Below are 25,992 nucleotides of genomic sequence, written 5' to 3' on the forward strand. Positions count from 1 at the left end.
TTTTACTGAAATTTGGAATCTCCCCTAACCCCTCTTTAAGAAAGAGGGGAACTTCCCCCTTGAATAAAGGGGGATCGAGGGGGATTTAGTCACCATTTTTCAGTTCAATGTTGATACCTAAAGAACGGATCTCTTTGGTCAATACGTTGAACGATTCAGGCATACCCGGATCCATATAATGGTTTCCATCTACAATATTCTTGTAGATACGTGTACGACCTTCGACGTCATCCGACTTCACAGTGAGCATTTCTTGGAGGGTATATGCTGCACCGTATGCTTCAAGTGCCCATACTTCCATCTCACCGAAACGCTGACCACCGAATTGTGCTTTACCACCAAGCGGCTGTTGGGTTACAAGTGAGTAAGAACCCGTTGAACGCGCATGCATCTTGTCATCAACCAAGTGGTTCAATTTGAGCATGTACATGTAACCTACAGTTACAGGACGGTCAAACTGTTCACCTGTACGTCCGTCAAACAATACCGTTTGACCGGTACGTGAGATGTCTGCCAATTCAAGCAAGTCTTTGATCTGGCTTTCTTCAGCACCATCAAATACAGGTGTTGCCAATGGAACACCAGCACGCAAGTTGCCTGAAAGTGCCAAGATTTCTGCGTCAGTTAAGCTATCAAGCTCTTCTTGTTCGCCACCAACCTTGTTATAAATCTTGTCTAAGAAGTCGCGTAGCTCTAACACTGTACGCTGTTCTTTCAACATTTTTTCGAGTTTGTCACCCAAACCTTTGGCCGCCATACCCAAGTGAGTCTCAAGAATCTGACCCACGTTCATACGTGACGGTACACCCAATGGGTTCAATACGATATCGACTGGTACACCATTGGCATCATGAGGCATGTCTTCAACTGGCAAGATGTTTGATACAACACCCTTGTTACCATGACGACCCGCCATCTTATCACCAGGCTGGATACGACGTTTAACCGCAAGGTAAACCTTAACAACTTTCAATACGCCAGTGGTTAATTCATCACCTGTAGAAAGTTTACGTTTCTTCTCAGCAAACTTCTCATCAATTTCATAGCTCTTCTCTTTCAAGAACACTTGAATTTGAGTTAGACGCTCTGCAATTGCTTCATCAGTCGGTTGGATTTCAAGTAAATCAACAAGCTCTAAACCAGACAACACGTCTTCAGAAAGTTTATCGCCACGTTTGGTTGAACCACCACCGTTAGATTCTTGACCTTTCAACAAACGAACAATACGTTCACGTGCTGCTTCTTCGAAGATTTTGTATTCTTCTTTCAAGTCTTTACGGTATGCGTCAAGCTGAGCTTTCTCAATTGCTTGCGCACGTTCATCTTTTTCTAAACCATCACGTGTGAAGACTTGAACGTCAATCACCGTACCTTTCGTGCCAGATGGAACGCGTAAAGAAGAGTCTTTAACGTCAGCTGCTTTTTCACCAAAGATTGCGCGAAGTAGTTTTTCTTCAGGTGTTAACTGAGTTTCACCTTTAGGCGTTACCTTACCAACAAGGATGTCACCTGCAGTGACTTCAGCACCGATATAAACAATACCTGACTCATCCAATTTAGACAGTGCAGCTTCACCAACGTTAGGAATATCGGCAGTAATTTCTTCTGCACCTAACTTGGTATCACGTGCTACACATGACAATTCTTGAATGTGAATCGACGTTAAACGGTCTTCTTGAAGAACACGCTCAGAAAGTAAGATCGAGTCTTCGTAGTTATAACCGTTCCATGTCATGAACGCGACGCGCATGTTTTGACCCAGCGCAAGTTCACCCATGTCAGTCGATGGACCGTCAGCCAAGATATCACCACGAGCAACTTTGTCGCCCAAGTTCACGATGACATTTTGGTTAATACAAGTATTTTGGTTTGAACGTGTATATTTGATCAGGTTATAGATATCTACACCTGCTTCACCCGCGATCATTTCATCTTCGTTTACACGAATCACGATACGAGATGCATCTACATATTCAATCGCACCACCACGGTCAGCGATCACACATACACCTGAGTCACGTGCTACGTTTGCTTCCATACCCGTACCAACAAGCGGCTTGTCAGCACGTAAGGTAGGAACAGCCTGACGTTGCATGTTTGAACCCATCAATGCACGGTTCGCATCATCGTGTTCAAGGAATGGAATCAATGACGCTGCAACAGAAACAACCTGTTGTGCAGAAACGTCCATATGGGTTACGCGTTCAGGCGACATACGAACGAAGTCACCTTGATGACGTACAGAAACCATTTCTTCAGTTAAAGTACCATCTTTATCCACTGCAGAATCGGCCTGTGCAATCACAGTCCCTACTTCTTCAATTGCAGATAAGTATTCAACTTCATCGGTTACACGACCATCAACAACTTTACGGTATGGTGTTTCCAAGAAACCGAAGTCATTCGCTTTTGCATAGACAGAAAGCGAGTTGATCAAACCAATGTTTGGACCTTCAGGCGTTTCAATTGGACAAACACGACCATAGTGAGTTTGATGTACGTCACGTACTTCGAAGCCTGCACGTTCACGTGTCAAACCACCCGGACCAAGCGCAGATACACGACGTTTGTGTGTAATCTCAGACAATGGGTTGTTTTGGTCCATGAACTGAGACAACTGGCTTGAACCAAAGAATTCTTTGATTGCAGCAGCAACTGGTTTTGCGTTGATCAAATCTTGCGGAGACAAGTTATCTGTTTCTGCTTGGCTTAAACGCTCTTTAACAGCACGTTCAACACGAACTAAACCAACACGGAATTGGTTTTCGGTCATTTCACCTACAGAACGTACACGACGGTTACCCAAGTGATCGATATCATCGACTTCACCTTTACCGTTACGGATTTCAACCAATGTACGCAATACATCGATGATATCTTCGTGCGATAAAATACCTTCAACTTCACGCGACTTCTGATCAGTACCCACTTCGTAAGGACGGCCCAAACGACGGTTAAACTTCATACGACCGACTGGAGAAAGGTCATAGCGCTCAGAAGAGAAGAACAAGTTGTTAAATAAGTTCTCAGCAGCTTCTTTTGTTGGTGGCTCACCTGGACGCATTACTTTATAGATTTCAACAAGCGCTTCTTCACGGCCTGTTGTCGTATCTGCACGTAATGTATCTGCAACGAAAGAACCACGATCGATGTCGTTCGTGAATAGGATGTTAAATTGTTTAACACCACCTTCTGCCAACTTGACCAAAGTTTCATGGCTAAGCACAGTATTCGCAGGAATCACATCACCGCTTTTCAGAGTGATATCTTCAGCTGTAATACGCTCATATAAATATTCATCAGGTACAGAAAGCTTAGCTAAGTTCGCAGCTTCCATTTGACGTACGTGACGTGCATTAATACGTTTACCTTGTTCAACGATCGCTTTACCATCATTGTCCAAGATATCAAATTGCGCCATTTCACCACGTAAGCGATCTGGAACGAGGTCAATCTGATAGCTACCCATATCAAGATATACAGGTACTTTTTCGTAGAACAAATTCAAGATTTGTTCATTGCTGTAATTCAAGGCACGTAGGATCACCGTTGCAAGCAACTTACGACGACGGTCAATACGTACGAATACTAAATCTTTAGCATCAAATTCAAAATCTAACCATGAACCACGGTAAGGGATAATACGTGCTGAATACAACACTTTACCGCTTGAGTGGGTTTTACCCTTGTCATGGTCAAAGAACACGCCTGGTGAACGGTGTAATTGAGATACGATTACACGCTCAGTACCGTTAATAACGAAAGTACCGTTATCGGTCATGAGTGGCATTTCACCCATGTAAACTTCTTGTTCACGAACGTCTTTAATTGATTTCGTTTCACGATCTTTAATGATCAAACGAATTTTTACGCGCATTGGTGCTGCATAAGTTGAACCACGTAAAATACATTCACGTACGTCAAACTCAGGCTTACCAAGGCTATACTCAACAAATTCTAAAGCAGCATTGCCAGAATAACTTTCAATAGGAAAAACTGAACGAAATGCGGCTTGGAGACCGATATCTTCGCGATTTTTTGGAGTTTTACCGCCTTGTAAGAATGTACGGTACGAATCGACCTGAATCGAAAGTAAGTACGGTGCTTCCATTACGTGGGGCAATTTACCAAAATTCTTACGGATCCGTTTCTTTTCGGTATATGAGTATGCCATCTGGAGTCCTCGGAAAGTAAACTAAACCCGCCTGCAGAACGGGTCTAGAAGGAATTACGCAGGCCGATATGGCCACCACTGTTTACAAATGCTGCAATTTTTAGTGGTATTAAAACGCTTAACAATATTTTTATAAGCAAAAAAATATTGGTAAGCGTTTGATTTTATGTGTTTTGTCCAAATAATACGCACAAAAAACGTAAAACTAACAAAAAACGAGCCGATTATTGTAACGCAAAAAGGCTGATGACCCAAGAGCCATCAGCCATTTTTTGGAGCCGATTTTGAAAAAATCGACTCCCTACAGTATTACTTAAGTGTAACTGTAGCACCAGCTTCTTCAAGCTTCTTCTTAAGTTCTTCGCCTTCTTCTTTAGAAACGCCTTCTTTAAGAACTGCAGGAGCGCCTTCAACAAGATCTTTAGCTTCTTTAAGACCAAGGCCAGTAGCTTCACGAACTGCTTTAATTACAGCAACTTTGTTAGCACCGAAAGAAGTCAACTCAACGTTGAATTCAGTTTGTTCTTCAGCAGCAGCAGCAGCGCCTGGAGCAGCAGCTACAGCAACAGCAGCAGCAGATACGTTAAATTTCTCTTCGAAAGCAGAGATTAATTCAACAAGTTCAAGAACAGTTTTTTCAGCAACTGCGTTTAAGATTTCTTCGTTTGTTAAAGCCATGAGAATAACTCCAAATGGATATTGAATGGTGTGAAAGTAGGATTAAGCCGCTTCTGACTCGTTTTTCTCTTTGAGTGCCGTAATAAGGCGACCCAATTTCGAAATAGGAGCTTGAAGGACAGAGGCAAGCATCGTAAGCGCTTTTTCTTGGTTCGGAAGATTTGCAATTACACTAACTTCAGCGCCTTGATAAACTTTGCCATCAAATGCAGCAGCTTTAAGTTCAAAAGCTTTGTTAGTTTTCGCAAATTCTTCGAACAAGCGTGCAGCTGCACCCATGTCATCTTCAGAAGTTGAGAAACCGAGAATGGTTGGGCCAACAAGGTCGTCATTCAAGATATCAAATTGAGTACCTTCAAATGAACGCTTAGCCAAAGTATTACGCACGATACGTGTAGTAACACCTAGCTTACGAGCTTCAACACGAAGTTGCGTTAATTGCTCTACGCTTGAACCTTGATAGTTAGCCACAACAACAGAAAACGCTTTAGAAGCAACTTCGCTTACTTCTGCAACGATCTGTTTTTTGTCTTCGATAAGAAGAGCCATTGTAAAACCTCCTAACGGTGATTTATGCACCCATATGGATGCACTCCCAATTCGTAAGTCCTTTCAGACTTACACGCGGAGGAGGAATAAATCACACCACCGCGTCTACTCAGACTGGATGATTAAGAAAAATATTCGAAAATATTTCTCGCCTGAGGTCTTTGACGCTGATAAATATTCATTTATCAATTCAAAGTTTGCCTAAAAACTCCTTCTCCCTCAGGGAGAAGGTAGGGATGAGGGTATAAAACCTCTCCCCAACCCTCTCCTATAAAGAGAGGGAGCTTTTCAGGGCTTTAAAATTCTTACTAATTACTTAGAAACGTTGCTTACGTCAACGATCAAACCAGGGCCCATAGTTGAGCTCAAAGTGATCTTTTTAACGTATACACCTTTAGAAGTTGCAGGCTTTAACTTTTTCAAGTCTGCAATTAAAGTTTCAACGTTTTGACGTACAGCTTCTTCGCTAAAGCCAAGTTGGCCGATCGCAGCGTGGATGATACCCGCTTTGTCTACACGGTAACGTGCTTGACCAGATTTAGCATTCTTAACCGCGTTAGCAACATCAGGAGTTACTGTACCCACTTTCGGGTTTGGCATTAAGCCACGTGGACCAAGAATCGTACCTAACTTACCAACAACGCGCATTGCATCAGGAGCAGCAATCACTACGTCAAAGTCAAGGTTTCCACCTTGAATGCTTTCAGCAAGGTCATCAAAACCAACGATATCAGCACCAGCAGCTTTCGCAGCTTCTGCAGCAGCACCTTGAGCAAATACTGCAACACGTACAGTTTTACCAGTACCCGCAGGTAAAGTCGTCGCACCACGAACAACCTGATCAGATTTACGTGGGTCTACGCCAAGGTTTACAGCGATATCTAAAGATTCTTTGAACTTCGCAGCTGGAAGGCTGTTAAGAACTTGTACTGCTTCTTCCAAAGTATAAACTTTGTTTGCTTCTACAGCAGCAGCAATGGCTTTTTGACGTTTAGTTAACTTTGCCATGTCTTATAGCTCCACTTCCAAGCCCATAGAACGTGCAGAACCAGCAATGGTACGCACACGAGCGTCTAAATCAGCACCAGTTAAATCCGGTTCTTTAGTAGTCGCGATTTCTTCTAATTGAGCACGAGTCAACTTACCAACTTTAGTTTTGTTAGGTACAGAAGAACCCTTTTGGATACCAGCAGCTTTCTTAAGAAGAATAGATGCAGGTGGAGTTTTCATGATAAAAGTGAACGACTTATCGTTGTACACAGTGATCACGACAGGAATTGGCAAACCAACTTCAAGTTTTTGTGTAGCAGCATTGAATTCTTTACAGAATGCCATGATGTTTACACCACGTTGACCTAAAGCAGGACCAATTGGTGGAGATGGATTTGCTTTACCAGCTGGAACTTGCAGCTTGATATAGCCGTCAATCTTCTTAGCCATTGAAAATTACCTCTGGGTACAGACGCCGTTAGGCTCCCCAAAAAATTAAACAACACCGAAGTGTTAGAACAACAATGCCCGATCAGATCGGGCGCTTATCAACCTTCGCAGATTAAATCGTTTTTTCGACTTGGCGAAACTCGAGTTCAACCTGAGTTGGTCGATTAAATACATTAATCGTCAACGTTAAACGTGACTTATCGTATTGAACTTCCTCCACGACCCCTTTAAAGTCAGTGAACGGACCATCAATAACGAGCAATTCTTCACCAGGTTCAAACATCGTCTTAGGACGAGGTGCCTCACCTGTATTACGTACACGCGCAAGAATCGCATCAGCTTCACGTTGTGAGATTGGCGCTGGTTTTTCTGGTGTACCACCAATAAAACCAAGAACCTTTGGACACTCTTTAACGATGTGCCAAGTATCATCATTCATTTCCATTTCGACTAACACATAGCCTGGAAAGAATTTACGTTCAGACTTACGCTTCTTACCATCCTTCATTTCCACAACTTCTTCAGTAGGGACGAGGACTTCACCAAAACTATCAGCAACAGTGCTGCGCTGGATTCGGTCATTAAGTGAACGCATCACTTGTTTTTCAAAACCTGAATAGGCATGAATAATATACCAACGTTTCATCGCACTCTTACCCGATAATTAACTTAATAAACCAACCTAACCCGTAATCAAAACACCATAAAACCAATGATGCAATGAGTACAACCAAAAGCACTTGCCACGATGTCGTGATCGTCTCTTGTTTTGTTGGCCAGGTCACTCGACGCAGTTCAATTCGCGCATCTTGCAACAAACGCACAAAGCCTTTGCCTTGATGGGTGGCGTATAATAAACCTAAAGCGACGACGATACAAGCCAAAATTACCCCAACGCGCACCCAAATATCATTTGCAGGTGCCCAATAGGCCGGTAAATGTTGATTTACCAATGCGGCACCGATCAATAAAACGATAGCAATCAACCACAAGACTATATCAAGTGGAGAGCCAGAGTTTACAACTTCAGCGGCATTATTTCTTTGAGGGATTGGCGCGTCGCTTAATGCGTCACGCGATTTATCATTCGACATTTTTTTACTCGTCGTAGAATTCGCGACTTATTATATGACAACTCAGCCAGAATTAAGCTTTTTTATAAAAAAAAAGTGGCAGGCCAGGAGGGACTCGAACCCCCAACATTCGGTTTTGGAGACCGACGCTCTACCAATTGAACTACTAGCCTATTATGCAAATCGAAAGCCGAAGCTTCCGATTTGAGTGTAACACAGTATTAGGCTTATGCAGTTACTTTAGCAACAACGCCAGCACCTACAGTACGACCACCTTCACGGATCGCAAAACGTAGACCTGGGTCCATTGCGATCGGGTGGATTAACTCTACCGACATCTCAACGTTGTCACCAGGCATTACCATTTCTACGCCATCTTGTAATTTGATCGCGCCAGTTACGTCAGTTGTACGGAAGTAGAACTGTGGACGGTAACCGTTAAGGAATGGAGTATGACGACCACCTTCTTCTTTAGAAAGTACGTATACTTCTGCGTCGAATTTAGTGTGCGGCTTGATTGTACCTGGTTTAGCAAGTACTTGACCACGTTGTACGTCTTCACGCTTAGTACCACGAAGAAGAACACCACAGTTCTCGCCTGCACGACCTTCGTCAAGCAATTTACGGAACATTTCTACGCCAGTTACAGTCGTTTTAACCGTATCTTTGATACCTACGATTTCAACTTCTTCACCAACTTTTACGATACCAGCTTCTACACGACCAGTTACTACTGTACCACGGCCTGAGATAGAGAATACGTCTTCGATTGGCATCAAGAATGCTTTGTCGATTGCACGTTCTGGTTCTGGGATGTAAGAGTCAAGCGCTTCAACAAGAGCAAGAACTGAAGACTCACCATATTGACCAGCGTCACCGTTAAGTGCAGCAAGTGCTGAACCACGGATAACAGGAGTGTCATCACCTGGGAAGTCATAAGTAGAAAGAAGTTCACGAACTTCCATTTCTACTAATTCAAGTAATTCTTCATCATCAACAAGGTCACACTTGTTCAAGAATACGATGATGTAAGGTACACCAACCTGACGTGAAAGAAGGATGTGTTCACGAGTTTGTGGCATTGGACCATCAGTCGCAGCACATACAAGGATCGCGCCGTCCATCTGAGCAGCACCAGTAATCATGTTTTTAACATAATCGGCGTGGCCCGGGCAGTCTACGTGAGCGTAGTGACGGATTGGAGAATCGTATTCTACGTGTGAAGTATTAATTGTAATACCACGTGCTTTTTCTTCAGGAGCTGAGTCGATTTGTGAGTAATCTTTCGCTTCACCGCCGTAAGTTTTTGCACAAATAGTTGCAATCGCAGCAGTTAAAGTTGTTTTACCATGGTCAACGTGACCAATTGTACCCACGTTTACGTGTGGTTTGTTACGTTCAAACTTAGCCTTAGCCATTTTGATTTTCCTCGTTTACGTCGACGCCAGTTTAGAGAAAAACAACCCTGAAAAACCTTCTTTATCGACATTCGCCTAAAAAACTAGACACCTAATACTTGAAAAGCAGACTATAATAGCCTGCTTCTTTAAAATGTTGTGGAAATTCCACTAAGCTGTATATCTGGAGCTCTTATCGAGATTTGAACTCGAGACCTCTCCCTTACCAAGGGAGTGCTCTACCACTGAGCTATAAGAGCGACATCTTCGATGGAGCGGGAGACGAGGATCGAACTCGCGACATGCAGCTTGGAAGGCTGCCACTCTACCAACTGAGTTACTCCCGCATGTTGGTACTAACCACTTATATCGAAGTTAAATGGTGGTGAGAGAAGGATTCGAACCTTCGAAACTTTCGTAGCAGAGTTACAGTCTGCCCCCTTTGGCCGCTCGGGAATCTCACCACATCACACTTACACAGTGCTGTTCTTTACTTTATACTACCACACTTTTTAAGATGGTGCCGGCACACGGATTCGAACTGTGGACCTACTGATTACAAGTCAGTTGCTCTACCAACTGAGCTATGCCGGCTCTTTCTTAGTGTTTCGTACGTTTCGTATCGGAACGGTGTGCAGTTTAGCAAAACTCTGAATCGATGCAAGTGCTTTTTTTAAAAAAACTGCTAAAAACTCATAAAATCAATCCGTTTGATGATAATTCAACCGCTTTGATCACTGCGCGAGCTTTTATTTGGGTTTCATTCCACTCAGATTCAGGATTTGAGTCTGCAACCAGCCCTGCTCCTGCCTGTACATAGACCTTTTGATCGCGAATAACGCAGGTACGAATTGCAATCGACATGTCCATTTCACCATGCCAACCTAAATATCCAACAGCACCGCCAAATACACCACGTTTCACAGGCTCAACTTCATCAATAATTTCCATGGCACGGATTTTTGGTGCACCTGAAAGTGTTCCCGCAGGGAATGTCGCTTTAAACACATCCAAAGCATCTACATCATCCCGCACCTCACCCTGTACATTCGAGACAATATGCATCACATGGGAATAACGTTCGATCACCATCCGATCAGTCACTTGCACTTTACCGATTTTAGATACACGTCCGACATCGTTACGCCCCAGATCAATCAGCATTAGATGTTCAGCAATCTCTTTTTCATCTGCCAGTAAATCCTGTTCCAAGGCAATATCTTCTTCCTTGGTTTTACCACGTGGCCGCGTTCCGGCCAAAGGACGCACCGTTGCAATGCCATTTTCTAAACGAGATAAAATTTCTGGCGATGAACCGACAATATGAAATGGCTTTTGGTCCGTCAGGGTTTGCCCTTGCACCAAAAATAAATACGGCGATGGATTTAAATGGCGAAGCGCACGATACACTTGCAGCGCTTCACCATCAAAATCAGACACCATACGTTGCCCAGGCACCACCTGCATCACATCCCCTGCACGGATATATTCTTTGACCTTTTCAACCGTTTCAAGAAATTTTGCTTTGCCTGTGATCGATTCAAAATGTGGTGCTGTGTGCGGCTTCGCTTGCAAACTCACAGGTGTCGCCAACAATTGCTCCAACTGATCCAACTTTTGCTGGGCCTGTGCATAAGCATCAGCTTGGTTCGCATCGGCATGATGGATGAGGAACAAGGTATCTTTTAAATTATCAAACACAATCACGGTTTGAGAGAGCATCAACCAAAGGTCGGGTAGCGTTACAGGATCAGCAGCAGGCACGTTTTTCAGTTTTGGTTCAATATAACGCACAGCGTCATAGCCCAAATAGCCCACTAATCCGCCAGTGAAGCTTGGCAAAGCAGGTAGTTCAACTTGCGTTGGGACTTTAAACTGGCTTTGAAACTCACGGATATAGTCAAAAGGATCAGCACAATCCTGCTGAAGCACAGTACCATCCGCCTGTTGTATGGTGAGTACACCCGCATTACAGGAAAAAACAGTGGACTCGCCCAAGCCGATCATGGAATAGCGTGCCCAGTTCTCGCCACCTTCAACAGACTCAAATAGATAGGCCTGCTTGTGTTGTTTAAAGCGAGCAAAAACAGAAAGTGGGGTTTCAGTATCGGCCAAACGCTGGCGATAAACAGGAATGGTGTTATAGCCTGCTGCTTTTAATTGCTCAAATTGTACTAAGGTCGTCATGAATCTTCTCTATGGTTTTTAATTTCTGTGCGTTTTTTCTTTAGTGCTGTCTCAAGCCCGCCATCGAAAAACCATAATCATCTTCATGCTTGTCTCCTTACTAAATCTTCTTCTATCAATTCTGCCAAACTATCGACCACTTGCTGTGGCTGACAGTCGTAAATACTTTCTCCATGATTATAGCCATAGCTGACCACAATACAATCAATACCTGCTCGTCTGGCTGCTTCAACATCATTACTTGAATCACCAATCATCAAGGTGGCCGCTGTCGTAGTATTTTGTGCCTGCGCACAGTACAGCAAGGGTAAAGGATGTGGTTTACGCTCAGGCAGGCTATCACCACCAATCACCATTTTAAAATATGGACTCAAGGCCAAGAGATCAAGAATGCCTTTTGCCAGCTGTTCTGGCTTATTGGTCACACAGGCCATCGCAATATTATGGTTCTGGCAATATTCTAAAAATGGCAAAACACCTGTATATACCTGAGTATCCACACAAAGCTCTTGCGCATACACCTCAACAAAAGTACTGAGCAATTGTTGTTGCTGTTGGACATCCACCTGTCCAAATAAGTGCTCAAGAACGGACTCACATAATTTGGCCGCACCTTTCCCCACCCAAACCCGAACCTGAGCTTCAGTCACCAGAGGCAAGCCTAGTTTTTCCAAACTCAGATTCATGGCCCGATAGAGATCAGCAGCGGAATCCACCAGCGTTCCGTCAAGATCAAATAGAATCAGACTACGGTGTTGTAGCTGTGCAACAGACATCATCACGTCCCCTTCAGAAATGAAAAAAGGCACACCCAGATGGGCATGCCTTGATTGTAAAAGCTTCGCCCGATTATTTAAAGAACAGCCAAGCAATCACCGCCAGAATGATCAATACAATAATAGAAATGAGGCCAACTGTAGCATTCTTCTGTTGCTCTTTTTCTGCAGCGACACGCGAAACAGGTTCTTCAATGGCAACAGCTTGTGGCTCTGCTACCGCCTGTACATTGATTCCTTCAGGAATCGGCGCTGGTTTTGGAATCGCCACTTGCTGCGGCATCCCATCACGCGTGATCGGCGTTTCAACTGCGCGCTCAGCAATACTTGGCATACCCTGATCCGTTGAGCTTGACGCTACAGGTTCAATCTCGATTTCAGGCAATTCAATTTCAGACACCGCTGGTGCAAGTACCGAAAACACAAAACTGGCAAATTGTAGAATATCGCCATCATGCAATTCAGTCTCCTGCTCAACACGTACATCATTAATAAATGTACCGTTCGACGAATTCAGGTCTTGCACCCAAAGCTGTTGATCTTTTAACAATAACGCCGCATGGCGACGTGAAATATCTGCTGACTGTAACAAAATATCGGCATCTTGATGTCTTCCCACCAACATGTCACTTTCGATACTGAGTTCTTGCCCCGTAAATTCACCTGTAATGGCTTGTAATTTCCAAGTCATAGATGCATATCCTTATAGAATTTCTTGCAATCATAACATTGTGGCATAAGCGCTTCTGTGCATCTACTGTGAAGACGCTGGTCGAATCGTGGTAGTGGTGACCGTATTTTTGCTCCGCTCAGTTTCTTTTGCTGGCAGTTGTACTGTTTTTTGTTGCACTTGAGGTGCTTCAACAGCAACGGGGGTCGTCACCACAACGGCTTTGTTCTGCGTAGCCGTTGGGACCTTCTGATAAGGCGAATTCACGACTGGCGCTTGCGGGTTATAAATATCGGCCACATTTTCTGGCAGTTTGGCAAAGTTACCATTTTTGTCCATTGAAAGTTGCAAACTATAGAGCTGGTTATAACGCTGTTGAGAAATACGGCGTACATCATTGGCATCGCCCACAATGGTCGGATGGATAAACACCAATAGATTACGCTTGATATTACTCCTCGCATCGGCACGGAATAAACGCCCAAGATAAGGAATACTACTCAGACCAGGAATACCTTGGCGCGATAATGACGTATTATCTGCAATCAAGCCTCCCAACACCACTGTTTGCCCATGTTCCGCAAGCACAGCAGTTTTAATGGCGCGCTTATTGGTAACCAAGTCTGTTGCTTGGCCTTTGTTATTCTGAACATCCGAAACTTCCTGTTCAACTTCAAGACGAACCGTACCATTGTCACCAATATGTGGAATCACTTTTAGCGTAACACCCACATCCTTACGCTCAACCGTTGTATAAGGATTGACTGTACCTGAAGTTCCCGTCGATACCGAACCCGTCACAAACGGAACGTTTTGACCTACGACAATATAAGCTTCTTCATTATCCATCGTCACAATCGACGGTGTAGACAAAAAGTTGGATTTGGTATTGGTTTTCAAGGCTTGGATCAGCGCACCATAGGCTTTACGTGAGTTTTCAAAATTACCAATCCCAAGTGTGGCACCATTGCCTTTATTGGCATCACCTGCAATCGCTGCAGCTGCGCCACTCGCCCCGCCCGTGGCATAACCTGCGGCAATGGATGCCAGACTCGCGCCCACATTACTAAAGCTAATCAGGCCAACACCACTGCTTAAATCACCCAAGGCCCACTGAATCCCCAGTTGATCTGCATCATCGCCTGAGACTTCAATAATTGCAGCTTCAATGAGTACTTGTTGACGGCGAATATCCAGCTGTTGAATAGCCGCTTCGACTTCACGCATTAATTGTGGTTCAGCTTTGACCACCAATGCATTTTGCGTTGGGTCAGCAATAATACTAATACCTGCACCATTAAAGCTGGTGATACTGGAGTTTTGACTATTGCTTGAATTGCCATTTAGATTAATTGAAGGCGTCGAAAAAGAGGAAGACGACGAACCTGTGGTTGAGCTTGAGTTTTGATTGTTGGAGATCAGGTTATTAATCGAGTTAGATCGGTTATTACTATTTGACGAGGACGACGATGATGAAGACGACGCAGATTGCCCTGTGACCAGTCCCTGTAAAATCTCAGCCAAGTTCTTGGCACTGGCATATTTCAAGCGGAAGACTTTAAGCCCACCCAAACGATCTGCTGATGGGACATCCAGCATTTCTACCATTTGACGCAAACGCTTACGAGAGTCTGGATCGCCCTTGATCAAAATACGGTTGGTTCGATTATCGGCAATGATCCGCACCCGCGAACCAATAAAATCTTTTGAAGCACCTGTTGCACTCATGGTCTCCAACAAACCAATCACTTCTTCAGCTTGGCTCGACTGCAAGCTAATCGCTTCAATGTCATTTTGACCCGTGCCATCTAAATTACGCACGATATTTTCAAGCTGATAAATATTGGTTGCACGATCAGAAACGATTAAAGCATTGGTCCCCGCAACCGCTGCCAAGTGCGCAAATTGCGGCATTAACGGACGTAGGGCTGGAATCAAGTCATTCGGATTGGTATTTTGCAACCAAATCACTCGCGTTACGATTTGATCACCACCCGCACGGCTACGTGCATCGTAAGGAATCCCAGAATTCTTCGCATTACTGTCAGGGACAAGTTTAACCGTATTGCCTGAAGGGAGCGCCACCACACCATTGACATTGAGTACGCCTAGAAATAGGTCATACACCTCGTCCTTATTTAGAGGCTTATTGGAAATAACCGTCACATTACCACGCACACGAGGGTCAACCGCAAAGTTCTTCCCTGTAATATCCGCAACTTCATTAATAAATGCGGTTAAGTCTGCATCACGTAGATTGATCTTCCATGTTTGTGCTTGCACATGGGTACTCACTGACGCAACCAAAGGTGCTGCGGCAAGTAATGCCCAAAGTGGTCGTTGATGATTTAAAAAAGCCATAACCTGCACTTATTCCTAACTGATGTGTGACGTGTGATCACTAAAAACTTTGTTGTATGGTCATCACTTGATCACCACGTTTTATTTCTATTTTGGCATGCCCTTCACGACGTACTTGCTCTAATAATTGTACTTCGTTGAGTCCCTGCCCGACGGTCTGACCATTGATCGATAGAATACGGTCACCCGAACGTAAACCCAAGGTATTTTTTAAATTCGATGGGGTCTTGTCTGATATTTCATAACCGTCCGCACCGCCATTACTAACCCCCATATTTTTTAGGTATTGTTCACGATTATCCTGCATTTGCTGGATCGCTTGACCTAAAGCCGATTGTGGTGAGTTTTGCGAGGGCGCAGCTGCGGCTGGCGGTACATTGTTGGTATTATTGAGCACAGGATCGATTGGTTGATAGAGACCTTTATCCAAGCCCTTAAATTTAACTTCTCGGGTTGCACCATTCCCCTGTTTTAAAACCACATGATCCCAATAAACTTCGGCCAGTTGATAGGACGTTGATCCCACCGTTTCACCCACACGGTATCGTTCAGCGCTATCATTCAACTTAATCACTGCCGAAGACAAATAATTAGGCTGACCCAACAACACACCTTGCAACTCCAGATTGACATTATCATCAGCCGAAGTTGCTAGAGGTTCATTGAATAACGCAAAAGAACTGATATTAGGGACTTGAGCTTGCTGCGACCCCAATTCAACTCGGTCAAACTGCATGGGTTGTGGTGGCGCAACCACCCACCAGAACAATGAAGCCAGTTTCCAACATAGCCACAAAATCAGCAGTGCTAAAACCAGACCACTGAGCTTATCCAGTTTTTGCCAACGCAATTGTTGTATTTTTTGAGTGATTGCTTTCATTAGAAACCACCTTGCAACAAGGGTTGTCGCGAACTGATCACATAAGTGTCTAAGCCTGCCTTACCTTCATACGAGGGAATATTTAACAACATACGCTGAGTGAGCTGCACATCCAGCATTAGGCTCGCATCTAAGCTTAGGTTCGCCATTTTCTGGCTACGTTGATCACGGACATCAATTTGTAATTGCCCATTTTCATCTTTAAGTTCAGCCACCAAAGACGGCATATTCATACGATCTTGTCGCTGACCAAAAGTATAAGCCAATGCACCACCGCCCCAATTTAATTGCCCTTCTACCGCACTAAAGCCTTTTTCTTTTTGGTAATTCAATTGTACGTCTTTCAGTTGGATTGCATTTTCAGGCCATTGCCAATTAGCAAAATATTTTAATGTTTCAGGCGAGATTTTCCCTTGCAGGTCTTTAATCATGATTTTCTTGCTTAGACCGTAAGCAAAAACGCCATTGAATTGGGTATTACCACTATGAATATCGAGATCTGCACCAACGCGCAGTAATAGCAAATCCAGAGGACGAGTTTTCCAATGCACAGAACCCCGCAACTGACCACGTTGCCAGTCTGCTTGCCCCTGCCAAATGTTGCCGCTGACATTATGTAATATTTGATTATCTTTTGAAAATTTCGCAATTAACCATGTTGCTGGAATTTGTAAAATAATAAAAATTAAAAATGCAAAAATGGCGAAAATCCACCATCTCCATTGCTTGGTTTTTTTCTTCATTCCACCCTTACCAACATGCAAATATCATCCTTTTTGAGACAATCGCCCCCTGAATGACATTATGCATACTTTTTCAACATCGCCAATTCTCTCATATAAAAAAACCAAGCTTTTTAAGCCTGGCTTTTGATAAAGGATAAAGTCATCGTATGACAAAACGATGACTTTAAAACTTGCTTAGATTAAGAAATCTTCAAGTTTTGCACCTTTTTCTAATTCAGCAACTAACCAACGTGGTTGCTTACCACGGCCAGTCCAAGTTTCTTCAGCATTGCTCTTGTTACGGTAGCGTGGCTCTACTGCTTTACGCGTGGTTTTCTTACGCTTTTGCTCACCCACTTCCAATAATTCTTCAACGCTATAACCAATCGCATCTGCAATCGCGATAATTTGATTATATGCATCTTCAATTGCTTGATCTTTTTTACTTGCAATCAAAGCTTCTGCTTCTGCTTGTAAACGCTTTAAATCTTCTACAGATAAATCGCTAATATCTGGTTTCATTAGAACCACTCCAATGTATATAGGGGAAATATATCACTCAAAAAATAAAATGAATTTTAAATTCGATTCAATATTAGTTTATAAATGATTAAATAATCAATATAAGAATAACTCACTTAATCGTATATTCAGCGCAAAATGGCATTTTATTTACAATAAAGCAAAAAAAGTGGATGTGTTATATAAAAACATATTTTATAAAGCCAACCTGCACAGCTAAAGAAACCCGCTTTATATTAAATTACTCTTAATTTTATCTAAAAAATTTTAATTTTCTTTTAAGCGTTTTGGTTCCAATACTCTATTTCTTACAAATGATCGCTTTGAACCTTATTATATGAAATGATGATATAATCAAACAAAATAGACATAATCGTCTTTATAATCATTCATATTATATTAAAGCATGTCCTACGCTTCGCTCTAACTGAATTATTTTTTGTCTAATCTCATCAGGAATATTTAATTTCTTTGAGCTAACCTTATCAACACACACCATAACTGCCTCACCTATCGCTACAGTTTGCTGTTGTGTTTCACTCCACAATACATAATGCATACGAAAAGCGCTATTTCTTAACTCCTCAATCCGCGCACCAATATGCAGCACATCTGGATAGAATACTGGACTTAAATATTTACACTGACTGGATGCAACCACGGTCAATATCTCCTGATCGAAGATATTCAATGCCATTAAATAAGCAATGCGTGCACTCTCGATATAACGATAATACTGAACATTATTTACATGACCAAACGCATCCATATCCCCCCACGCAACGGTTTGTTGAAGCACAACAGGATAGACAGACAATTCTTTCATGTTTTCACTCATATCTTAAAATTAAGAAAATTTACATCATTTTCAAATATTAAATTTAACTGCCTGATTAAATCAGGATTATCACCTAAGGTGGATTTAATCCTCAAATAGCTCATTAAAATATTATCGGGATATAAAGTTAATAATTGCTCTGCGTCTGCCTGACGTTGCGTTGCAACATAAATATGCCATTTTGCAAAGCTGAGCATCGGCACGCTGGTGTAACGCTGCTCAAGCTGCATAATGCGCTGTTCAACATAAGTATAATCAGGAATCTGCTTTAATAATTGTTGCTGGAACCAGAGATAAAACACCTCTGGATCAAACTGATCTTGTAATAAATGCAACGCCAGATCTTCATGCTGCACACTCATTTCTGGCATACGTGCCAATAGTTTCAACCAGAATACTTTACTACTGTACGGACGAGTTTGAATCTCATCCTGTAAAACCAGATAGCGTTGTTGCAATGCCGCAAGATCATCTACAGATGCCTGATCAAATCGAATCAGTAGCTGTTGCAACCACAAATCACGGTGTTCAGCATCCAGCAAACCATATTGGGTTGTTTGCAAAAATAACCATGGTTCTTGTAAGGCAAGTTTACCCCATAGTGCAGTAATCCGTTGCTGATAAGCCGTTTCAATTTCAATCAACCAAGGTGAAAGCTGATGCTGAGCCAAAAACTCTAAATGGCTGAGTGCTTTTTGTGTTTCCTGCTGCTCAAGATAAATATCTATGCGTTGCAATTCAGCCAGTTCAAATGCCATCGGTGCTGATTTTTCCAAACTCTGCAATGCAGTCTCATAATCGCCATTTTTATAATCAAATTGCGCGTCAATAATATGATTCAGTAAGCCTGACTGAGTATAAACACGTTCAATAAACACTTGCTGATCTTTTGCCGCTTCCAACAACCAGACAATGCCGAGCTGCTCATAAGGATGCAGATCTTTAAAATGTAGAATGGTTTCTTTTTTACGTTGTTCTCGGGCGAAATAACGTTTGCCGAATACCCAAGCCAATTGTGCCAACAAACTAATGACCAAAAATAGCGTAATCAGCCCCCATACCCCACTCTGGAACTGCCAGTCTCGCCAATAAATATAAACATAGCCATTCCCATAGCCATAACTCAAGATGGCAAACAGGGCAAATAGCACCAAGCTTGCAAGCAGATAGATCCATAGTAAATGTTTCATAATGCCTTACCCCAACAAACCCAATGTGGTTAATTTCGGTGTGGGTACTGCAGGTAGATTTAAAATTTTCTCTAAACGCTGTTTCATCTGCTGGCTATTCTGATCGGGTAATTCCGCCAGCAACTGCATCACTTCCAAGGTTGATTTGCGATACTCAGTCAACTGCCCTTGTTGTAATGCTTGGGAAGCAAGTAAAAGACGTAATTGTGCTTCTTTTAAAATAATATGGCGGCTCATTAAATCTGGTGAGTGGCGCTGTACTTTCTCCAATTTAAACCAATGCCACCAAGCGTTGCTGTCACTTTTTGCCATGCTTATACTTGGATTGTGAATTTCTTGTTGAATCTTCTGATCCAGCTGTTGTAACAGGTTATCCAGTTGCTGCTGTTGCTGTGTCTGACTAAGGACATATTGCTGAATGCTTTGCTTGTCCTGCTCAATCGCGTTCATCAAACTGTGCTGCAATGCAGGTGAAACTGCATATTGAACGATATGTTGCTGAACTTGATTAAGCTGATCTAAAGCGTAAATAAACTGCTGTTGATCCAAGGCAAACTGAACCAATTGCATCTGTTGTTTAATCAAAATAACAGGCGCGATTCCCATCACCGTGGTCGGTATCGCAACATGATCCGCAGGCTCGACCGCACTGCTATTTTGCAACTGACGTTGTACTGCAACAAATTGATCATTCAATAAAGCATAACGCTGCTCGGTTTGATCAAGCTGCTGTTGTAATTGGGGTACAGTTTGAGAATATTGCGCAACATCGTAACTGAGTTTAATCAACCACAATAAACTCAATCCTAATATTAGATAACCAATTTTTCTCATACATGTCCTTGCCAGTCACTCATGCGTTGAATGATCTCTGATGCAGATAAATTTTCAAGCTGAATAATGTTAAATCCTTTGACCGCCTGTGATTGGGTACTGTGCAGGAGTTGAGCCAAACGCGAGCCCAAAACCAGATAGACACACTGCGCTGAACATGGATATTGGTTGCTAAGTTGCTGCCAATAATTCCAACTCGCCTCACTACTCATCAGCACAGCGACCGGCTGATTGAAACTTATTTTTTTTACAATTTCAGGAAATGCAATCAAACTTTGCTCAGGACACTGACGTTGATAGAGGACAAAATTCAGGATCTCGACACCTTGTTGCTGCAATTGCTGCATCATAAATTGTCGTCCGCCAAGACCTCGCCAGAAGGCAATTTTAGTTAATTTTTTTTGTTGTTTCAAAATTGGTAGTTGCAGCATTCCCTCCGATGTCTCCACCTCAGGAACATGACTTTCTATTTGAAACTTTGCCAAAGCTTGTGCCGTGGTTTGCCCAACTGCAATCCATTGAATAGACTTAAGTTGATCAAGTTGCACACCTGCTTGCTGTAAATAGCGCATCCCAACATCAACAGCGGTTGGACTCACCACTACAACTGCTTGAACCTGTCGCAATTCAGTATACAGTTGCTGCAAACTTTCAGAAAATGGCATTGCAACCAATTCAAGTAATGGCAGTGCCTCAACCTGATAACCCGCCGCTTCCAAAGCTTGGGTTAGAACCAAGGCACGATCATCAGGTCGTGTATTGATAAACAGCATTAATACAATGCTTTGAGCAATTCGCCTGCACCTTGTGCAAGCAAGCGCTGTGCAAGTTGTTCACCAAGTTGTTCAGCTTCTGCTGTTGCACCGATCAACTGTTCTTTGAGTAAAGTCTTACCATCGACGCTACCGACACGGCCTTCTATTTGCAGTTGATCATTAGCCAAGATTGCATAACCGGCAATCGGTACTTGGCAGCCCCCTTCGAGATAGGCATTGAACGCACGTTCTGCACGAACACAAATCGATGTTTCTTCGTGTTGCAGTGGCTGAATTAATTTTAATAATTCGACATCATCGCTGCGGCACTCTAGACCTAGTGCCCCTTGACCTACGGCAGGTAAGCTCAATACAGGCGCTAAACAATGACGGATACGATCAGCTAAACCTAAACGCTTTAGCCCTGCGCTGGCTAAAATAATCGCATCATACAAATCATCATCCAGCTTGGATAAACGCGTTCCCACATTACCACGCAAATCAATAATTTCTAGGTCAGGACGTTGCTGTAAAATCTGACATTTACGGCGCAAGCTTGAGGTGCCCACTTTTGCACCTTGCGGCAATTGGTCAAAATGAGAGTAGTGATTCGAAACAAAAGCATCCAAAGGATCTTCACGTTCACAAATGACAGCCAAACTCAAACCTTCAGGCAGATGCATGGGCACATCTTTCATCGAGTGCACCGCCAAATCTGCACGCCCGTCCAGCAATGCTGCTTCCAGCTCTTTTACGAATAAACCTTTACCCCCAATTTTTGCCAGAGGTGTATCCAGAATCTTGTCGCCTTGCGTTACAAACTTAAGTAATTCAACCGTTAAATCTGGATAAAGCGCATTTAAACGAGAACGAATATGTTCCGCCTGCCAGAGGGCAAGCGGGCTTTGTCGAGTCGCAATTTTTAAGGTTTTCATAAATTCAAGTGAAGTATTGATCAAAGCAATTGCTCCAAACTTAACTTGATCACCTGAAATTGCAAGTAAAAATTCACAAAGTGATCAATCCTTCGACTGAAAAGTCTGGTTTTATAATTGATGCATACATTCTCTTAAACTCGGCAAGTGACGGCGACTGACCGACAAACGCTCATCCAGCTCACGTAAGCGCACCTGATATTGCCCCGCAGTCACCAACTCCAAACCTTCAAGATAGTCGAGTGAGACCAGTGCATTACGATGGATGCGGATAAAGCGATCGGCAAATTCCAGTTCGAGATCCTTGAGAGTTTCATCAATCAGTACACTGCCATTTTTATGGCGAACAGTGACATATTTCTGATCTGCTAAAAAATAATACACATTTTCTAAGGGAATCAGTTCCACTCCGCGATAAGTTTTCGCAGCAATTTGATGGCGTTGTGCTTTGGTATCGTACATATCGTCTTGTTGTTGTAAGCCCGTCATTTGTGCTTGTGTGAGTTGAGTTAAATGATTAAACACCTGCTGTAGATCTTGTTGTGCAACAGGTTTAAGCAAATATCCTTGTGCTTGAAATTTAAATGCTTCCAATGCATGTTGATCATATGCCGTGCAAAAAATGATGGCAGGACGTGGATTGAGCTGGCTGAGTTGTTCAGCACATTCCAAACCATTCATCCCAGGCATTTGAATATCCAATAAAACGACATCGGGTGAGTCGTTTTCAATATGATTTAACACATCCTGACCATGATGCGCCGTCGCAATGACTTCGTGTCCCATTTGGGTCACTAAACGTGACAAACGCTCTACTGCGAGAGGCTCATCATCAGCAATCAGAACTCTCATCCTCTCCTCCTTGTCACCGTTAACTTCATCCATATTTTTTATGGTTAACTTGACTTATTATTTTACTCGATAGTGGTAGCTCACCACGGTCGTATATAACGACGTTCCCCCATAAATCTGAAACTTAACCGTTTGCCCATAATAGGCTTTCAAGCGCTGCTTCACATTGTCTATCGCAATACCATTTCCCTGTCTCGATTTTATTGTATCGTGAGAATAAGGGTTAGTAATGACTATACTGACTTGATTTTGCAATATTTCAACCAATACGCTCACGGTTGAAGGTTGTAAAACTTTTTCTACCCCATGAAAAATACTATTCTCCAGCAAAGGTTGCAACGTTAATAACGGAATCGTCACCCGTTTTAATTCAATCGGCGTTGCCTGTATGTTCCATTCTACATTCAAACGCGCACCTAAGCGCATCTTTTCAATACTTAAATAGTGCTGACACAGGTCAATTTCTTCGGCCAGACTCACCAGTTTCAGCTCTTGAAAGCTGGCTCTGAATAAGCGCGACAGATTAATCAACATATTTTCAGCTTTTTCAGGGTCAATCGCAATTAAACTCACCACACTATTCATACTATTAAATAAAAAATGTGGATGAATCCGTGCCTGCATCGCCTGAATCCGCGCATTGAGTTCGCTATATTGCTGATTCATCCATTGCTCACGCATATATAAGTAACGCAAGCAGAACGCCCCCAGCAAAACACCATAACCCAAATGCAAGCTGGTACCATGAAATAGGATCTCATCCGAGAATGAACCCGAACGCGCAGCCCAATATTGAATCAGATTGATCGCACAGGTGGTCAACAGCACAATCAGTTGCAACAACACAAAGCCCATTATCAAGGCAATTTTCTGACTAAACTTAGCAAAAAAATCCTTAAAATAATCAACAACTGTCGCGAATGATAAAATCACCCAATTAATAAAAAACATATATTGCAGTACACGAAAGCTCTCCAAGGCTTGCCATGACCGCGCTTCAGCCAATGCCAGTACCATCGCCAAGACATTACTTGCAACAATTAATTCCAATAAGTATTGCCATTGGCCAATTTTCGTAAAAAAATAGGAGCCTGATGGATTCCCCTGACGAGTTTGCGATAACTTCTTACGTCGAGTTTCGGCAACTGCGTTTGGATTTGCTATACTCTTTTTTATTTTGCTGAGCCGCCATGACCACATCTTCTCAATCCTCTTCTTCAGCCAACCCGAATCAAACCTCTGGAATGTGGGGCGGTCGCTTCTCTGAAGCAACAGATGCTTTTGTTGCAGAATTTACCGCATCTGTGCAATTTGACCAACGTTTTTATAAACAAGATATTGCAGGTTCAATTGCGCATGCCACCATGCTTGCCAAAGTAGGTGTCCTGACTGAAGCTGAACGTGATGACATTATTCAAGGTCTGAACACCATTAAAGCTGAGATTGAGGCAGGCAACTTTGAATGGCGCATTGATTTAGAAGATGTACATATGAACATTGAGTCTCGTTTGACTCAACGAATTGGCATTACCGGAAAAAAATTACATACGGGTCGTAGTCGTAATGACCAAGTTGCAACCGATATCCGCTTATATTTGCGTGATGAGATTGATGACATTTTAGGTCTATTATTACGCTTACAAAAAGGCTTACTCAGTCTGGCAAGCAACAATACCAATACCATTATGCCAGGTTTTACCCATCTACAAACGGCTCAGCCTGTGACCTTTGGGCACCACTTATTGGCATGGTTTGAAATGTTAGTGCGCGATACAGAGCGTCTGCAAGATTGCCGTAAACGTGTCAACCGCATGCCTCTCGGTTCAGCAGCTTTGGCAGGCACAACCTATCCGATTGATCGTGCTTATACGGCTGAACTCTTAGGTTTCGAAGCTGTTTCAGAAAACTCGTTAGATGCCGTTTCAGATCGTGACTTTGCCATTGAATTTAATGCAGCTGCGTCTTTGATCATGATGCATTTATCCCGTATGTCAGAAGAACTGATTTTATGGACTTCAGCACAATTTAAATTCGTCAACATTCCAGACCGCTTCTGCACAGGCTCTTCCATCATGCCGCAGAAGAAAAATCCAGATGTGCCTGAACTGGTGCGTGGTAAATCAGGCCGTGTCTTTGGTGACTTAATTAGCCTATTGACCCTGATGAAAGGTCAGCCATTGGCCTATAACAAAGACAACCAAGAAGATAAAGAGCCATTATTTGATGCGATTGATACTGTGCGCGGTTCACTCATGGCTTTCGCAGACATGGTTCCAGCGCTTGTTCCAAATATCGAAATTATGCGCGAAGCAGCACTTCGTGGCTTCTCTACCGCAACCGATCTTGCCGACTATCTGGTGAAAAAAGGCGTAGCATTCCGTGATGCCCATGAAATTGTCGGTAAGGCTGTGGCTTTAGGTGTGGCTGAAGAAAAAGATTTATCAGAATTGACGCTGGAACAGTTACAACAATTCTCTGATTTGATTACCGCAGATGTATTTGACAAAGCCCTCACTTTAGAAGCGTCTGTCAATGCACGTGATCATATTGGTGGTACTTCACCAAAACAGGTTGAAGCTGCAATTGCCCGTGCGCACAGTCGCCTAGAACAGTTATATTAATCTCCCTATATCCCTCTTTTACAAAGAGGGACTTTTAATGGATGCCATAATGACTAGACAAGTACTTTGCCGTAAATATAAACAAGAGCTTGAAGGTTTGGACTTTGCCCCATTCCCTGGCCCGAAAGGTCAAGAGTTCTTTGAAACGGTTTCAAAACAAGCATGGCAGGAATGGTTAAAACACCAAACCACGCTGATTAATGAAAAACGCTTGAATGTATTTGAACCTGATGCAAAAAAGTTCCTTGAAGAACAACGTGAGAAATTCTTCAACAACGATGAAAGCGTAGAAAAAGCAGAAGGTTGGACCGAACAAAAATAAGTTACTTGGTAAACCCTACTGTAAAAAGAGAGCTAAAAACAGCTCTCTTTTTACGTGATATTTACATAAGTAATAAAGCCTTACAGAGTATACACAGTTGTCTACATGACACCTTACTTCCTACACCTTATATTTAGATTCAGAAGGACAAAGAGATACGTTGATATCTCACGTAACGCATGAAATTTCTCTCCCAGACTTTTCCCCCGAAGT

General features: G+C 42.8%; 24 protein-coding genes and 5 tRNA genes. 2 read left to right on the top strand and 27 right to left on the bottom strand.

Going from position 1 to position 25,992, the window contains the following annotated elements; translation table 11 throughout:
- Positions 1-85: 85 nt before the first annotated feature.
- The 27 genes from rpoB to F993_RS04360 all read right to left on the bottom strand — a co-directional run bounded on the left by rpoB (position 86) and on the right by F993_RS04360 (position 24,036).
- Complete coding sequence (gene rpoB, locus F993_RS04490) at positions 86-4,174, bottom strand: DNA-directed RNA polymerase subunit beta (protein WP_004656286.1); 4,089 nt, start codon at positions 4,172-4,174, stop codon at positions 86-88.
- 309 nt (positions 4,175-4,483) lie between these two features.
- Positions 4,484-4,852 carry a 50S ribosomal protein L7/L12 gene (rplL, locus tag F993_RS04485; RefSeq protein ID WP_004656287.1) on the bottom strand — a complete coding sequence of 123 codons (369 nt, stop codon included), beginning with the start codon at positions 4,850-4,852 and terminating at the stop codon, positions 4,484-4,486.
- A 42-nt stretch (positions 4,853-4,894) separates the two neighbouring features.
- On the bottom strand, positions 4,895-5,401 hold the full coding sequence (gene rplJ / locus F993_RS04480) for a 50S ribosomal protein L10 (RefSeq protein WP_004656288.1): 507 nt from the start codon (positions 5,399-5,401) through the stop codon (positions 4,895-4,897).
- Between the two features lie 312 nt (positions 5,402-5,713).
- A complete protein-coding gene (gene rplA / locus F993_RS04475) occupies positions 5,714-6,409 on the bottom strand; it encodes a 50S ribosomal protein L1 (RefSeq protein ID WP_004656290.1) in 696 nt (231 codons plus the stop codon).
- Positions 6,410-6,412: 3 nt separating this feature from the next.
- Positions 6,413-6,841 carry a 50S ribosomal protein L11 gene (gene rplK / locus F993_RS04470; protein ID WP_004637639.1) on the bottom strand — a complete coding sequence of 143 codons (429 nt, stop codon included), beginning with the start codon at positions 6,839-6,841 and terminating at the stop codon, positions 6,413-6,415.
- 112 nt (positions 6,842-6,953) lie between these two features.
- A complete protein-coding gene (gene nusG, locus F993_RS04465; RefSeq protein WP_004656291.1) occupies positions 6,954-7,487 on the bottom strand; it encodes a transcription termination/antitermination protein NusG in 534 nt (177 codons plus the stop codon).
- A gap of 7 nt (positions 7,488-7,494) precedes the next feature.
- Positions 7,495-7,935 carry a preprotein translocase subunit SecE gene (gene secE / locus F993_RS04460; RefSeq protein WP_004656293.1) on the bottom strand — a complete coding sequence of 147 codons (441 nt, stop codon included), beginning with the start codon at positions 7,933-7,935 and terminating at the stop codon, positions 7,495-7,497.
- A 76-nt stretch (positions 7,936-8,011) separates the two neighbouring features.
- Positions 8,012-8,087, bottom strand: a tRNA-Trp gene (locus F993_RS04455).
- 54 nt (positions 8,088-8,141) lie between these two features.
- Complete coding sequence (gene tuf, locus F993_RS04450) at positions 8,142-9,332, bottom strand: elongation factor Tu (RefSeq protein WP_004656295.1); 1,191 nt, start codon at positions 9,330-9,332, stop codon at positions 8,142-8,144.
- Positions 9,333-9,496: 164 nt separating this feature from the next.
- Positions 9,497-9,571: transfer RNA gene (locus tag F993_RS04445), tRNA-Thr, on the bottom strand.
- Positions 9,572-9,582: 11 nt separating this feature from the next.
- A tRNA-Gly gene (locus tag F993_RS04440) sits at positions 9,583-9,658 on the bottom strand.
- 33 nt (positions 9,659-9,691) lie between these two features.
- Positions 9,692-9,775: transfer RNA gene (locus F993_RS04435), tRNA-Tyr, on the bottom strand.
- Between the two features lie 54 nt (positions 9,776-9,829).
- Positions 9,830-9,905, bottom strand: a tRNA-Thr gene (locus F993_RS04430).
- A 99-nt stretch (positions 9,906-10,004) separates the two neighbouring features.
- Positions 10,005-11,498 carry an anthranilate synthase component I gene (gene trpE / locus F993_RS04425; RefSeq protein ID WP_004656298.1) on the bottom strand — a complete coding sequence of 498 codons (1,494 nt, stop codon included), beginning with the start codon at positions 11,496-11,498 and terminating at the stop codon, positions 10,005-10,007.
- An 83-nt stretch (positions 11,499-11,581) separates the two neighbouring features.
- Positions 11,582-12,274 carry a phosphoglycolate phosphatase gene (locus F993_RS04420; RefSeq protein ID WP_032812549.1) on the bottom strand — a complete coding sequence of 231 codons (693 nt, stop codon included), beginning with the start codon at positions 12,272-12,274 and terminating at the stop codon, positions 11,582-11,584.
- A 73-nt stretch (positions 12,275-12,347) separates the two neighbouring features.
- A complete protein-coding gene (locus F993_RS04415) occupies positions 12,348-12,965 on the bottom strand; it encodes an FHA domain-containing protein (RefSeq protein WP_004656301.1) in 618 nt (205 codons plus the stop codon).
- A gap of 63 nt (positions 12,966-13,028) precedes the next feature.
- A complete protein-coding gene (gene gspD, locus F993_RS04410) occupies positions 13,029-15,305 on the bottom strand; it encodes a type II secretion system secretin GspD (protein ID WP_004656304.1) in 2,277 nt (758 codons plus the stop codon).
- A 40-nt stretch (positions 15,306-15,345) separates the two neighbouring features.
- Positions 15,346-16,185: a type II secretion system protein N gene (locus tag F993_RS04405; protein ID WP_004656307.1), complete on the bottom strand. Its 840-nt coding sequence runs from the start codon at positions 16,183-16,185 to the stop codon at positions 15,346-15,348.
- The gene (gspN, locus tag F993_RS04400) at positions 16,185-16,928 is read right to left on the bottom strand and encodes a type II secretion system protein N (RefSeq protein ID WP_004656309.1); all 744 of its coding nucleotides are present in this window, start codon (positions 16,926-16,928) and stop codon (positions 16,185-16,187) included. Before gspN ends, F993_RS04405 begins: the two co-directional genes overlap by 1 nt.
- A gap of 177 nt (positions 16,929-17,105) precedes the next feature.
- Positions 17,106-17,432 carry an H-NS histone family protein gene (locus F993_RS04395; protein WP_004656310.1) on the bottom strand — a complete coding sequence of 109 codons (327 nt, stop codon included), beginning with the start codon at positions 17,430-17,432 and terminating at the stop codon, positions 17,106-17,108.
- Positions 17,433-17,826: 394 nt separating this feature from the next.
- Positions 17,827-18,258, bottom strand: coding sequence for an acyl-CoA thioesterase (locus F993_RS04390; RefSeq protein WP_004656313.1), 432 nt, complete (start codon positions 18,256-18,258; stop codon positions 17,827-17,829).
- A gap of 8 nt (positions 18,259-18,266) precedes the next feature.
- Positions 18,267-19,460 (bottom strand): hypothetical protein, encoded by a 1,194-nt coding sequence (locus F993_RS04385; protein WP_004656315.1) that lies wholly within the window; start codon positions 19,458-19,460, stop codon positions 18,267-18,269.
- A 6-nt stretch (positions 19,461-19,466) separates the two neighbouring features.
- A complete protein-coding gene (locus tag F993_RS04380) occupies positions 19,467-20,294 on the bottom strand; it encodes a hypothetical protein (protein ID WP_004656317.1) in 828 nt (275 codons plus the stop codon).
- Positions 20,291-21,067: a uroporphyrinogen-III synthase gene (locus F993_RS04375; protein WP_004656319.1), complete on the bottom strand. Its 777-nt coding sequence runs from the start codon at positions 21,065-21,067 to the stop codon at positions 20,291-20,293. The genes F993_RS04380 and F993_RS04375 overlap by 4 nt, the downstream gene beginning before the upstream one ends.
- Entirely contained in the window at positions 21,067-21,984 is a 918-nt protein-coding gene (gene hemC / locus F993_RS04370) for a hydroxymethylbilane synthase (RefSeq protein ID WP_032812550.1), read from the bottom strand. The genes F993_RS04375 and hemC overlap by 1 nt, the downstream gene beginning before the upstream one ends.
- Positions 21,985-22,095: 111 nt before the next feature.
- Complete coding sequence (locus F993_RS04365) at positions 22,096-22,836, bottom strand: LytR/AlgR family response regulator transcription factor (RefSeq protein WP_004656322.1); 741 nt, start codon at positions 22,834-22,836, stop codon at positions 22,096-22,098.
- A 57-nt stretch (positions 22,837-22,893) separates the two neighbouring features.
- Complete coding sequence (locus tag F993_RS04360; RefSeq protein ID WP_004656324.1) at positions 22,894-24,036, bottom strand: sensor histidine kinase; 1,143 nt, start codon at positions 24,034-24,036, stop codon at positions 22,894-22,896.
- On the opposite strand from F993_RS04360, the gene argH reads away from it, so the two are divergent.
- Together argH and F993_RS04350 are read left to right on the top strand one after the other, a co-directional pair.
- Positions 24,027-25,457, top strand: a complete 1,431-nt coding sequence (gene argH / locus F993_RS04355; RefSeq protein ID WP_032812552.1) for an argininosuccinate lyase — start codon at positions 24,027-24,029, stop codon at positions 25,455-25,457. The two genes, F993_RS04360 and argH, sit on opposite strands and share 10 nt — an antisense overlap.
- Positions 25,458-25,506: 49 nt before the next feature.
- Positions 25,507-25,779, top strand: coding sequence for an oxidative damage protection protein (locus F993_RS04350; RefSeq protein WP_032812553.1), 273 nt, complete (start codon positions 25,507-25,509; stop codon positions 25,777-25,779).
- Positions 25,780-25,992 lie beyond the last annotated feature (213 nt).

Origin of the sequence: Acinetobacter proteolyticus, from assembly GCF_000367945.1 — a bacterium.
Lineage (GTDB): Bacteria > Pseudomonadota > Gammaproteobacteria > Pseudomonadales > Moraxellaceae > Acinetobacter > Acinetobacter proteolyticus.

Excerpts from the sequence above, each read along its gene's own strand:
- rpoB (WP_004656286.1), bottom strand. The coding sequence starts at position 4,174 with ATGGCATACTCATATACCGAAAAGAAACGGATCCGTAAGAATTTTGGT.
- rplL (WP_004656287.1), bottom strand. The coding sequence starts at position 4,852 with ATGGCTTTAACAAACGAAGAAATCTTAAACGCAGTTGCTGAAAAAACT.
- rplJ (WP_004656288.1), bottom strand. The coding sequence starts at position 5,401 with ATGGCTCTTCTTATCGAAGACAAAAAACAGATCGTTGCAGAAGTAAGC.
- rplA (WP_004656290.1), bottom strand. The coding sequence starts at position 6,409 with ATGGCAAAGTTAACTAAACGTCAAAAAGCCATTGCTGCTGCTGTAGAA.
- rplK (WP_004637639.1), bottom strand. The coding sequence starts at position 6,841 with ATGGCTAAGAAGATTGACGGCTATATCAAGCTGCAAGTTCCAGCTGGT.
- nusG (WP_004656291.1), bottom strand. The coding sequence starts at position 7,487 with ATGAAACGTTGGTATATTATTCATGCCTATTCAGGTTTTGAAAAACAA.
- secE (WP_004656293.1), bottom strand. The coding sequence starts at position 7,935 with ATGTCGAATGATAAATCGCGTGACGCATTAAGCGACGCGCCAATCCCT.
- tuf (WP_004656295.1), bottom strand. The coding sequence starts at position 9,332 with ATGGCTAAGGCTAAGTTTGAACGTAACAAACCACACGTAAACGTGGGT.
- trpE (WP_004656298.1), bottom strand. The coding sequence starts at position 11,498 with ATGACGACCTTAGTACAATTTGAGCAATTAAAAGCAGCAGGCTATAAC.
- F993_RS04420 (WP_032812549.1), bottom strand. The coding sequence starts at position 12,274 with ATGTCTGTTGCACAGCTACAACACCGTAGTCTGATTCTATTTGATCTT.
- F993_RS04415 (WP_004656301.1), bottom strand. The coding sequence starts at position 12,965 with ATGACTTGGAAATTACAAGCCATTACAGGTGAATTTACGGGGCAAGAA.
- gspD (WP_004656304.1), bottom strand. The coding sequence starts at position 15,305 with ATGGCTTTTTTAAATCATCAACGACCACTTTGGGCATTACTTGCCGCA.
- F993_RS04405 (WP_004656307.1), bottom strand. The coding sequence starts at position 16,185 with ATGAAAGCAATCACTCAAAAAATACAACAATTGCGTTGGCAAAAACTG.
- gspN (WP_004656309.1), bottom strand. The coding sequence starts at position 16,928 with ATGAAGAAAAAAACCAAGCAATGGAGATGGTGGATTTTCGCCATTTTT.
- F993_RS04395 (WP_004656310.1), bottom strand. The coding sequence starts at position 17,432 with ATGAAACCAGATATTAGCGATTTATCTGTAGAAGATTTAAAGCGTTTA.
- F993_RS04390 (WP_004656313.1), bottom strand. The coding sequence starts at position 18,258 with ATGAAAGAATTGTCTGTCTATCCTGTTGTGCTTCAACAAACCGTTGCG.
- F993_RS04385 (WP_004656315.1), bottom strand. The coding sequence starts at position 19,460 with ATGAAACATTTACTATGGATCTATCTGCTTGCAAGCTTGGTGCTATTT.
- F993_RS04380 (WP_004656317.1), bottom strand. The coding sequence starts at position 20,294 with ATGAGAAAAATTGGTTATCTAATATTAGGATTGAGTTTATTGTGGTTG.
- F993_RS04375 (WP_004656319.1), bottom strand. The coding sequence starts at position 21,067 with ATGCTGTTTATCAATACACGACCTGATGATCGTGCCTTGGTTCTAACC.
- hemC (WP_032812550.1), bottom strand. The coding sequence starts at position 21,984 with ATGAAAACCTTAAAAATTGCGACTCGACAAAGCCCGCTTGCCCTCTGG.
- F993_RS04365 (WP_004656322.1), bottom strand. The coding sequence starts at position 22,836 with ATGAGAGTTCTGATTGCTGATGATGAGCCTCTCGCAGTAGAGCGTTTG.
- argH (WP_032812552.1), top strand. The coding sequence starts at position 24,027 with ATGACCACATCTTCTCAATCCTCTTCTTCAGCCAACCCGAATCAAACC.
- F993_RS04360 (WP_004656324.1), bottom strand. The coding sequence starts at position 24,036 with ATGTGGTCATGGCGGCTCAGCAAAATAAAAAAGAGTATAGCAAATCCA.
- F993_RS04350 (WP_032812553.1), top strand. The coding sequence starts at position 25,507 with ATGACTAGACAAGTACTTTGCCGTAAATATAAACAAGAGCTTGAAGGT.